This is a genomic window from Streptomyces sp. NPDC058246 (genome assembly GCF_042881985.1).
In the GTDB taxonomy this organism is placed as follows: Bacteria; Actinomycetota; Actinomycetes; order Streptomycetales; family Streptomycetaceae; genus Streptomyces.
This window is the reverse complement of sequence record NZ_JBHVWZ010000004.1, coordinates 194,631-203,219: the sequence shown is the minus strand read 5'-3', so window position 1 is coordinate 203,219 and position 8,589 is coordinate 194,631. Positions and strand designations below refer to the sequence as shown.

Here is an 8,589-nt window from a genome sequence, read left to right as displayed (position 1 = left end):
CGCTGACCCTCAGGCCCGCTGGCCCCTGGCCCCGCCCCCGGCCCCCCCCCCCGGCCCCCGCGGGCGCTCGTATGAGGAACTGAGGCTGCGATGGTGCCCGGTGACGCGTCGCGGAGACGAAGGCGTACATTTCGTGGTCCACGCGGCGATCGACGGAGGGCTTCGGGCCGGTGAGACTCGCTACGTTCAACGTGCTGCACGGTCGGCGGATCCAGGACGGGCGCCCGGTGGCCGTCCCGGCCACCGTCGCGGCCGAGGCACCGCTCGCCGAAGCCGTCGCTTCCTTGAACGCCGACGTACTGGCACTGCAGGAGCTGGATCGTCTCCAGGAGCGCTCGGGCCGGGTGGACCAGGCGGCGGTCGCCGCCGCCGCGGCGGGAATGCGGGACTGGCGCTACGCGGCAGCCGTGCACGGCCGTTCCACGCCGGACCGGGGGTGGGTCCTCGATCCGTCCGAACGCGGCCTGCGTGTGCACGGTCCGCGGGACGCGCCTTCGCAAGGCGAAGTCCCTTCACATGGCGTCGCGTTGATGTCCCGCCTGCCGGTGCGGGTGTGGCGGGCACGGCGGTTGGCCCCGGCGCCCCTCGGGCTGCCCCTTCGAGTGGCGGGACGGCCCGGTCTCACCCGGGTCCGGGACCAGCCGCGCGCGGCGCTGGCCGCCGTACTCGAGGGACGCCACGGCACGTTGACGGTCGTGGCGCTCCATCTGTCGTTCGTACCGGGTTGGAACATCAGGCAGTTGCTCGTCGTCCGCGACTGGATCGCCGATCTCCCCCACCCGCACGTGCTGCTGGGCGACTTCAACCTGATCGGCGCGATTCCCCGAGCGGTGCTCAACGCTACGGGGCTGATGAGTCCCGTACGGCCGGGCGGGTGGCGGGACCTGGCCCGTAGGCCCACCTATCCCGCACACCGGCCGGTCGTGCAGTTCGACCATGCGCTGGCGCAGGGGGTGGGGGTGGAGGCTGTCGGCACCGCGCGTACTCCGAGGACGGCGATCTCGGACCACCGACCCCTGGTGGTCGAGGTGTCCCTGTGAACTCCGCTGGTTCGGGCACGTGGTGCCCGGAGTCGATTCCGTGACCGCGCGCGTCGGGTGCCCACTCCCGCGGGTCGGCGTCGATGACGCGTGCGGGGATGTCCGGCCGGGCGAAGAAGAACCAGTGCCACCACCGGGTGGCGAACGTGGCGGTGATGCGGGTCAGGCGCTCGCCGCGTCTCGGTTCAGGCCCAGCGGGGTGGCGCGTAGGCGCGCACCTGCTGCGTGGCGCGGCTCGCCACGCGGAACCGGCCGTTGGGTACGTTGCGGGACCTGGTGACATGCACCGTGAGGGGGCCGGCCCACTCGTAGCCCTTGAGATCCCCGTGGCGGGCCAGACTGTCGGTGAGCACCTGGTCGACGCGTCCCCCGTTCCGCTCCAGTTCGTCGTGGGCGAATGCGGCCAGCTCGACCTCATAGGCGTTGGGGACGACGACGCGGCTCTCGCTGCACACGACGATGTTGTCGTCGCACTCCCGGCACAGGGCCTCGACGAGTTCGACCGGGTTCTTGGGGCGGATCTGCGCGAGCAGCGCGGATCCGAAGCGTTCCAGTGCTCGCTCCATGCCAGTCAGCGTGCTCACGCTCTCCCTCTCCTCCTGCTCGCTTCTTCCTTCGTCCTTCTTCGACATGCCGTCGGTCGGGTGCCCCGGCAGCGGCGATCGAGTCATGCGTAAGCGGGACGGGCCGGAGCAGGGGCCTCCGTCAGGACGGTTCCCGGGAAGCCGGCAGCCCCTGTACAGCGGCAGTGACACACCGTGTTCGCCGTGATCCTCGGCATGCCGGAACGTGTGGCCTGGGTCAGCCTGGATACGTGGGCTGCAAGGCACAGAAGTCCGTCCGGAAGGTCACCCGCATCATGGTCCGCGAGAACGACGACAGCGACGACGTCGAAGACGTCATGGGCGACGTGGTCTACCAGCCCGCGGGCCCCGACAGCCGTGAGGACGAGGGCATCCTCGATCCGGAGGACACGCTCAACGGCCGGGACAGCGATCCCTACGACGAAGGCTGGTCGCCGCCCGAGCGGCCGCTGGGTGTGGAGCACCAGGGCACGACCGCACGTGAACAGCGGGAGGGCGAGACCCTGGATCAGCGGCTGGCCGAGGAGCGCCCCGACCCGGCGCTGGAGGAGCCTGACACGGACGACGACGTCGGAGACCTCCCGGGCGGGGAAGGTGAGCCGCTGGACGACGAGGCGGGGGCGGATCGCGCGGGCCTTCTCGCCGCCCCGGGCCGGGCCGCTCACGACGACGCCGAGCAGGACATGCTCTCCGAGGACGTCGGCATCGACGGTGGCGCTGCCTCGGCGGAGGAGGCGGCCGTTCATCTGATCCCGGACGCGGACGAGGACGACTCCTCATAGCGGTCGGCACCGCCGACTCCTCATAGCGGTCGGCACCGCCGTCACCCGCGAACCAAGGTGGTGCGCCCTGGAGGCCGTTGTCGCCACGACGTGCCCCAGGTCAAGGCCGGCTTCTCCGGCGATGGCCTGGGGCAAGGCGGTCGCCATGGGCAGGGCGATCGCGATGAGCGGGTCAGTTGCGCTGACGCAGGTCAGTCGCGATGACCGGGGGCGCAGAGGCGCCCACGCCTGGCGTCCACTCAGGTGACCAACAAGCGGTTGAAGAACGAACGGTAGTGGCGCAGTGCCAGCCGCAGGTCCTCGGTGTTCGCCTGCTCGCCCCGATTCCACTGTCCTTCCAGTTCCTGTTTGTGATCCGCGAAGGTGGCGGCGAGCCTCTGCATCACGTCAGCGACGAGGGCGTCGGCGGTGTGCACGGCGTCGCGCGGGTCGTCGACGAACTGGTTCTGCACCTCCTGCCAGCGCGCGCGGAACCCTTCCTCGTCCTCCGTGGACAGGAGCTGGGGAGTCTCATCCCCCGCGTCGGCGTCCTCGGTTCGGGCGTCCTTGGTCTGGGCGTCCTTGGTCTGGGCGTCCTCGCTCTGCGTGTCCTCGCTCTGCGTGTCCTCGGTCCGGACGTCCGAGAGCCCGGCCCCGCTCGTGGTGTCGGAGTCCTCGTCCCTGTCCTCAGGCTCGGTGGACTCGCTCGCCGTCCGCGTGCTCTCACCAGGGAAGGTCGGGGCTTCGGACGGTGGGCCCGCCGCGTTCTCCGTCGTCCGGTCGCGGGGCTGGGCAAGATCGTCGGTGGACAGGCCACTGGCGGACGCCGTGTCAGGTATGTCTTGACGCTTCATCTTTCTCTCCTCCGTTCCTGGGCGCCTCGGTGTCCCGGATCGGGACGGTGGGGCAGGCGCCGAGCCGCTCAAGCACGGGCGTGACGGGCTTGGCCTCCGTCGGAGAGCAGCTCGTCGAAGAGGGCGCGGTAGTGCACCATGGCACCCCGCAACTGCTCGGTGGTGGCCTGGTGCCGGCTGCTGAGCTCGTCCACCTCATGGGCGACGCGGTAGTGCTCCAAGGTGCGGCCGTGCTCGACCGAGAGGTCCTTGATCTGCTGCTCGAAGCCCTGGGTCGGATAGCCGCGCTCGTGCATCAGGGAGGTCACCAGACGGTCCGCGTCGTGCACGGCCCCCTCCGGATGGTCCACGAATTCTTCCTGGACGCTGGTCCAGTCCCGGGAGTACCGGTCCTTGACGCTGCTGTCCAACGGCTTGATGTCCAGCGAGTCGTGCCGCTTCTCGCGAGCCTTGAGCTCCCGCTCGGCGGACATACGGTTGTCAGCGTTCTCGACTGTCCGTTCGTACTCCGGACCGAACCGTTCGCGCAGCTTCCTGCGGCGCATGAACAGCGAGGCCGCCACTGCGACCAGGGCGAGCACCACCACGATGGGAATGATGATCGCCAGGAGTGTTCCTGTTGACATCGGGAAAGACCTCCTCACGGGCGCCCGATTTGCTCCCTTTCTTACCGAATCCCCCTACCTTTCCAATCGAAACGGAACGGACGGAACGCCCTGCGCGACGGCACCTTGAGGAGGCGGCCGGGGGCCTTGAGGAGGCGGCCGGGCACATGCGGGAGACGGGTCAGCCCGGCGACCGCCCCGGATGCTCCGGCCCGGGCCGTGCCCGCAGCTCGCTGAGCACGGACCAGGCGACCGACACCATCGGCACGGCCACCACCGCGCCGATCACGCCGGCCAGGATGCTGCCGGCGATGACGGAGACCGCCACGACCACGGGGTGCAGCCGGACCGCCCAGCTCAGCACCAGGGGGTGCAGCACATGGCCCTCGAGCTGGCCGATGACCACGATCAGCGCGAGCACCACCAGCGCGACGACCGGCCCGCGCGAAGCCAGCGCGACGACGGTCGCCACGGCCAGCGCGACGGGCGAGCCCACCAGCGGGATGAACGCGGCGAAGAACTCCAGCAGCGTCAGCGGCAGTGCCAGCGGCACGCGCAGCACGAACAAGGCGATCCCGACCAGTACGGCATTGGTGGCCGCCACGATGATGATGCCCCGCGTGTACCCGGCGAACGTCCGCCACGCCGCCCGGCCCGCGCGGCCCCATGGGTCCCGCGCCCCCTCTGGCAACAGCTTCTGGAACCAGTGCCAGAACTTGTCCCCGGAATGAATGAAGAACAGCGAGCAGAACAGCGCGAGCACCACGGCGGTAAGCACCTCCACCAGCCGGCCGGCGCCGGTGAGCGCGCTGCTGATCAGCACGGAACGGTGCTTCGAGATGAAGGTGGTCAGCTTGCCCTGGAGATCCGACACGACCGTATGGCTCACATGTAAGGGAGAGCCCTCCAGCCAGCGCTCGATCCGCCCGATGCCTCCCGCGAACTCCTGCCCCAACTGGTCCGACTCGCCCGCCACCAGGCTGCCGATCAGCGCCAGCAGCCCCAGGACGACCACCAGGCTCCCCAGCACACTCAGCACGACTGCCACGGTCCTCGGCAGATGACGTGCGAGCAGATCGGCGAGGGGGCGCAGCACCGCGGTCACGACCAGTGCGAGGAACAGCGCCACGGCGACCAGCTGCAAGAGCCCCAGGATCCTGAAGACCACATAGACGGCCACTCCGAGCACCAGCAGCCGCCAGGCGTACGCCGCGGCCACCCGCAGTCCGGGGTTCACCTCCACGCCGTCGCGCCGCCCGGCAGCCCGCATCGCCTTCCCGGCCGTACGGGCCCGCGCCACCGCCCCCACCCCATGGGCCGGCCGGCTGCCCAGCACGGTGTACCGCATCCGCTGCCCGCCGCGACCGGAGCCGGGCCCCGGGCCGGGCGCACCCGGCGGTCGCCGCGAACGCGAACGACGCGATCCGTCGTTCACCTGAGAGCCACCGCCTCCCGTATGTTCCCCGTCGGGCCTCTTCGACAGCCTGGACGTCGTGCAGCCGCCACGGTTCACCAGCCGTGGCGGCCGCACGCAGGCCCGATGAACGACGGAACAAGGGACGTCGGGCTATTCGACCTTGGCCCAGTCGAGCGTGCGCTCCACCGCCTTCTTCCAGCCCGCGTACCCCTCCTCGCGCTGGTCCTCGGACCACTGGGGCTCCCAGCGCTTGGACTCCTGCCAGTGGGTGCGCAGTTCGTCGGTGTCCCGCCAGAAGCCGGTGGCCAGACCCGCCGCATAGGCGGCGCCGAGCGCGGTGGTCTCGGCGACCACCGGGCGGCTGACGGGTACGCCGAGGACGTCGGCCTGGATCTGCATGCACAGGTCGTTGGCGGTCACACCGCCGTCGACCTTCAGCACGTCGAGGTGGACTCCGGAGTCCTGCTCCATGGCCTCGACGACGTCGCGGCTCTGGTAGCAGATGGCTTCCAGGGTGGCCCGGGCCAGGTGGCCGTTGTCGTTGTACCGGGCGAGGCCGACGATCGCACCGCGGGCGTCGGAGCGCCAGTACGGGGCGAACAGGCCCGAGAACGCGGGCACGAAGTACACGCCGCCGTTGTCCTCGACGGTACGGGCGAGTGTCTCGCTCTCCGCCGCGTTCTTGATGATCTTCATCTGGTCGCGCAGCCATTGCACCGCGGACCCGGTGACCGCGATGGAGCCCTCCAGGGCGTAGATCGCGGGGTCGTCGCCGAACTGGTACGCCACCGTGGTGAGCAGGCCGTGCTGCGAACGGACCAGCTCCGTGCCGGTGTTGAGCACCAGGAAGTTGCCGGTGCCGTAGGTGTTCTTGGCCTCGCCGGGCGCGTAGCAGACCTGTCCGACGGTGGCCGCCTGCTGGTCGCCGAGCACCCCGGTGATGGGGATGGCGGCCTGCAGTGGCCGGGTGGTGCGCGTCACCCCGTACGCCTCCCGGTGCGAGGAGGGGTTGATGGTGGGCAGCATCGCCCGCGGGATGTCGAAGAAGCCCAGCAACTCGTCGTCCCAGTCGAGGGTTTCCAGGTCCATCAGCATGGTGCGGCTGGCGTTGGTCACGTCGGTGGCGTGGATGCCGCCGTGTGGCCCGCCGGTCAGGTTCCACAGGACCCAGCAGTCCGTGTTGCCGAAGACGGCGTGTCCCTGCTCCGCGGCCTCGCGGACGCCGTCGACGTTCTCCAGGATCCACTGGATCTTGCCGCCGGAGAAGTACGTCGCGGGTGGCAGCCCCGCCTTGCGGCGGATCACGTCGCCCTGACCCGAGCGTTCCAGGGCCGCGGCGATGGAGTCGGTGCGCGTGTCCTGCCAGACGATGGCGTTGTAGTAGGGACGTCCGTTGCGCGGATCCCAGACCACGGTGGTCTCGCGTTGATTGGTGATGCCGATCGCGGCCAGGTCCTCCGGGGAGAGGTTTCCGTGCCGCAGGGCGTTCTGCATCACCGAGTTGGTGCGTTCCCAAATCTCCACCGGGTCGTGCTCGACCCACCCGGAGCGCGGAAGGATCTGGGCGTGCTCCAGTTGATGCTTCGCCACCTCGTTGCCGGCGTGGTCGAAGATCATGAATCGGGTGCTGGTGGTCCCTTGGTCCACCGCGCCGACGAAGTCAGCCATGGGTGCCGCCTCTGGTTGTGGGGGTCAGGCCTCGGGGGTGGGGACGCGCCCGGGAGGCTCCGGCTCCGCCGTCGGCAGGAACCGACCGATGAAGAACTTGTACACGGCCGCTCCGAGCAGACCGCCGACCAGTGGACCGACGATCGGCACCCAGAAGTAGAAGTTCCCGTACTGATCTCGCCATGCTGTGCCGTACCCCGTGATGAAGCTGGCCAGCCGGGGACCGAAGTCACGCGCCGGGTTGATCGCGTAACCCGCGTTGGTACCCCAGGCCATGCCGATGCCCACGACCACCAGACCGATGATGAACGGGGCCAGGTTGGCGCCGGGCGGTGTGTTCAACAGGTCCGTGATGGCCAGGATCAGCAGCAGCAGAATGGCGGTGCCGATGACCTGGTCGCGGAACGCGCCCCACTCGTGGACCGGCAGGTTCGGATTGCCGTTGGCGGGGAGGGTGGAGAACACGAACTGCGTCTTGATGGTGTGTCCGGGGTCTGCCTTCGCCAGCGCTTCGGTGTAGTTCCAGCGCACGATGAGGGCCGCCACGAAGGCGCCGGCCGTCTGGGCCAGCGCGTAGGGGGCCACCTTGCTCCACGGGAAACCCTTGAACGCGGCCAGGGCCACGGTCACCGCGGGGTTGAGGTGGGCGCCGCTCAGCCGGGCCGCCACATAGACGCCGAAGGTGACACCCAGGCCCCACGCCCAGGCGATGCTGTCGTGGTTTCCCAGACCGCCCGGCGGTGTCGTCAGCGCTCCGCCGGCGACCACCTGGGCAACGACGCCCACGCCGAAGAGGATGAGAATCATGGTGCCGAGGAATTCGGCCGCAACCTCGCCGATCAGCCCCATGTTTTTGAGTCGCTCAGCCATGGAAACCCGCTTCCCGCCGGCTCAGCACCGGCCGCCGAATGCCCGAGTCATCCACATATGAGCATAGATCGATCCGGGAGGGGCCGCAGAAGATCGCGGGCGCCCCTGGGCGGCTGGTTCCGGGCCCTCGGACCGGCGCGGGGACCGTCCCGCCCGACGGCGTCCCCCGGCTGCCTGAACCAGGCGCCGGGCGGGCGTCGGACATCAGCCGGGCAGGCGTCGGACATCAGCCGTGCAGGCAACAGACACCGACCGGGCGGAGGTCAGACATCGGTGGGCAGGCCACTCACCTCCGCGATCCCTCGCAGCTCCTCGTCGGTGCGGTGCCGTTCACCGATGAAGTCGGCGATCTCCTGGCACCTGGCGGGGTCAGCGGCGGTGTCCGAGTCCGTCACGACCCTGACGGGTCCGGCCTCCTCGGTCTCGATCTCGACGATCTGGTTGTCCAGGCGGCCCGTCACGGCGACCGCGACGACGAGGGACGCCTCGTCACGGACCTCCTGCGAGACGCTCTCCCCCTCAGCGCCGTCCAGGCTGAGCTCGATCGGCCCCGCGCGCTCCTCCTCGATCGCCTTGAGCACGGGGTCGACCATGCGCAGCAGCAACGCGTAGTCCGCCGGGGTCATGCGGAGGCGGAGCAGATCGAGGTACAGGTCCACGGGCCGGCCTTCCGGCGATTGCTCTGATTCACTCATGGGTCTCGCCTTCCCCATTGTCGGCAACGTGATCGCATGTCCGTCCAGAATGGTGCGCCTCCACGTCCACCGCCGCTCGGGGAGCGCGCCAGGGG

At 69.9% G+C, this 8,589-nt stretch carries 9 protein-coding genes; 2 read left to right on the top strand and 7 right to left on the bottom strand.

From position 1 onward, the window contains the following. Nucleotides 1-170 precede the first annotated feature (170 nt). A complete protein-coding gene (locus ACFVXA_RS08060) occupies nt 171-1,040 on the top strand; it encodes an endonuclease/exonuclease/phosphatase family protein (protein ID WP_362021176.1) in 870 nt (289 codons plus the stop codon). Nucleotides 1,041-1,225: 185 nt separating this feature from the next. Here ACFVXA_RS08060 and ACFVXA_RS08055 read toward each other — a convergent pair whose 3' ends face one another. Beyond that, nucleotides 1,226-1,624 carry a DUF3662 domain-containing protein gene (locus ACFVXA_RS08055; RefSeq protein WP_362021179.1) on the bottom strand — a complete coding sequence of 133 codons (399 nt, stop codon included), beginning with the start codon at nt 1,622-1,624 and terminating at the stop codon, nt 1,226-1,228. Between the two features lie 275 nt (nt 1,625-1,899). Between ACFVXA_RS08055 and ACFVXA_RS08050 the strand changes: the two genes are divergently transcribed. Continuing rightward, entirely contained in the window at nt 1,900-2,406 is a 507-nt protein-coding gene (locus ACFVXA_RS08050) for a DUF5709 domain-containing protein (RefSeq protein ID WP_390024424.1), read from the top strand. A 239-nt stretch (nt 2,407-2,645) separates the two neighbouring features. On the opposite strand, the gene ACFVXA_RS08045 is transcribed toward ACFVXA_RS08050, so the two are convergent. The 6 genes from ACFVXA_RS08045 to ACFVXA_RS08020 form a co-directional block, all read right to left on the bottom strand. Further along, on the bottom strand, nt 2,646-3,239 hold the full coding sequence (locus ACFVXA_RS08045) for a hypothetical protein (RefSeq protein ID WP_362021181.1): 594 nt from the start codon (nt 3,237-3,239) through the stop codon (nt 2,646-2,648). A 68-nt stretch (nt 3,240-3,307) separates the two neighbouring features. Next, nucleotides 3,308-3,865, bottom strand: a complete 558-nt coding sequence (locus tag ACFVXA_RS08040) for a hypothetical protein (protein ID WP_362021184.1) — start codon at nt 3,863-3,865, stop codon at nt 3,308-3,310. A 160-nt stretch (nt 3,866-4,025) separates the two neighbouring features. Further along, nucleotides 4,026-5,192 (bottom strand): AI-2E family transporter, encoded by a 1,167-nt coding sequence (locus tag ACFVXA_RS08035; RefSeq protein WP_383742431.1) that lies wholly within the window; start codon nt 5,190-5,192, stop codon nt 4,026-4,028. 219 nt (nt 5,193-5,411) lie between these two features. Continuing rightward, entirely contained in the window at nt 5,412-6,929 is a 1,518-nt protein-coding gene (gene glpK, locus ACFVXA_RS08030; RefSeq protein WP_362021189.1) for a glycerol kinase GlpK, read from the bottom strand. A gap of 24 nt (nt 6,930-6,953) precedes the next feature. Next, on the bottom strand, nt 6,954-7,799 hold the full coding sequence (locus tag ACFVXA_RS08025; protein ID WP_362021192.1) for an MIP/aquaporin family protein: 846 nt from the start codon (nt 7,797-7,799) through the stop codon (nt 6,954-6,956). Nucleotides 7,800-8,062: 263 nt separating this feature from the next. Further along, the gene (locus tag ACFVXA_RS08020; protein WP_362021195.1) at nt 8,063-8,494 is read right to left on the bottom strand and encodes a hypothetical protein; all 432 of its coding nucleotides are present in this window, start codon (nt 8,492-8,494) and stop codon (nt 8,063-8,065) included. Between the last annotated feature and the right edge of the window lie 95 nt (nt 8,495-8,589).